2 protein-coding genes are annotated in these 1,605 nt (G+C 72.1%); both read left to right on the top strand.

Annotated features, from left to right (window positions below):
• Positions 1 to 527 (top strand): ATP-binding cassette domain-containing protein (locus VOI19_RS19255; RefSeq protein WP_323794538.1); only part of this gene is annotated, 527 nt, incomplete at its 5' end.
• Positions 524 to 1,570 carry a GNAT family N-acetyltransferase gene (locus VOI19_RS19250; RefSeq protein WP_323794537.1) on the top strand — a complete coding sequence of 349 codons (1,047 nt, stop codon included), beginning with the start codon at positions 524 to 526 and terminating at the stop codon, positions 1,568 to 1,570. The genes VOI19_RS19255 and VOI19_RS19250, both read left to right, overlap by 4 nt.
• Positions 1,571 to 1,605 lie beyond the last annotated feature (35 nt).

The following is a 1,605-nucleotide window of genomic DNA, read 5'->3' as shown; positions in this document are numbered from 1 at the left end:
AGCCGGTCGGCGACGTCGAGATCGAGCCGGTCGACCACCGCGGCCGGGCCAAGCTGGGCGCGCGCGTGCGGCCGGGCTGGTTCGTGCAGACCCACGACCACCCCGAGCTCTCGGGCCGCACCCTGCTGGAGATCCTGCACCGCGGCGACGGCTCGCCCCACGGCCGCACCGGGATGGGCCAGGAGCAGGCCGCGCGGGTGCTCGACCGCTACGAGCTGAGCGTGCAGTCGGAGCAGACCTTCGACTCGCTCAGCGGCGGCCAGCAGGCGCGCTTCCAGATCCTGCTCCTCGAGCTGTCCGGCGCCACGTTGCTGCTGCTCGACGAGCCGACCGACAACCTCGACGTGCAGTCGGCCGAGGCTCTCGAGACCGGCCTCGACGCTTTCGAGGGCACCGTCCTCGCGGTCACCCACGACCGGTGGTTCGCCCGCGGCTTCGACCGCTTCCTGGTCTACGGCAGCGACGGCGACGTCTACGAGTCCGACGGTCCGGTGTGGGACGAGGGAAGGGTGCAACGAGCGCGATGAGCAACGAGCCCGCGCTGGAGATCAGCGAGATCGACGTCCACGACGACGCCGCCCTCACCGAGTGGTACGACGTCTCGGCCGCGGCGCTCAACGAGGGCATGGGCGAGCACAGCACCGTGTGGGGTCTGGCCGAGCTGAGGGTGAGCGTCCGGGAGCCGAGCCGGGTGCTCGAGCGGCACCTCTACGTCGGCCGGGTCGGGGGAGTGGCCGTGGCCGTCGGAGCGCACGTGATGCCGTTGCTCGACAACCTCGAGGCCGCGACGATCGTCTGCGAGGTGGCCCCCGAACACCGGCGCCGCGGGTACGGCTCGGAGATGCTGGCCTTCGTCGAGCAACGTGCCCCTGAGCTCGGACGCCCCCTCCTCGACAACCTGGTCAGCTGGCCCGACTCCCACGGCGCTGACGGCTCCGGGTGGCCGGGGTGCGAGTTCGCGACCGCGCGCGGCTACCGGCTCACCCTGGGCGACGTCCAGCGCGAGCTGAGCCTGCCGGTCGACGACCGGCTCCTCGACGACCTGGCGACCGAAGCGGCGTCCCACCACGACGGCTACCGATTGACTTCGTGGGTCGGCGCCGTCCCCGAGCAGCTCGCGCTCGGTTGGGAGACGCTGGCGAGCAGCCTGGTGACCGAGGCGCCCACCGGCGACCGCGAGATCGAGCCGGAGGTCGCCGACGTCGCCAACCTGCGTGAGCGCGAGGCCGTCGCGGCCAAGCAGGGGCGCACGATCGTCTGCACCGCGGCCCTCACCGGTGACGGCGAGGTGGCGGCCTACACCGACCTGGCAGTCACCCCGCACGAGCCCGGCAAGGCCTACCAGTGGGGCACGTTGGTCCGCACCGCTGATCGCGGCCACCGGTTGGGGCTCGCGGTGAAGGTGGCGAACCTCCGGCTGCTCCAGAGCCTCGACCTCGGCGTGGAACGCTTGATCACCTGGAACGCCGAGGTCAACAGCCACATGGTCGGTGTCAACGTCCGCCTGGGCTTCCGGGCCGTGGCCCGCGCCGGCGAGTTCCAGAAGCGTCTGGACTCCTCAGCGCCCTGAGACCACGGACGCCGACGACCACCGCAGGGACGCGG

This window comes from Nocardioides sp., from assembly GCF_034670285.1.
Lineage (GTDB): Bacteria > Actinomycetota > Actinomycetes > Propionibacteriales > Nocardioidaceae > Nocardioides.
This window is presented reverse-complemented; position numbering and strand designations above follow the sequence as displayed.

Coding starts and splice junctions, on each gene's coding strand:
- VOI19_RS19250 (WP_323794537.1), top strand. CDS start 524: ATGAGCAACGAGCCCGCGCTGGAGATCAGCGAGATCGACGTCCACGAC.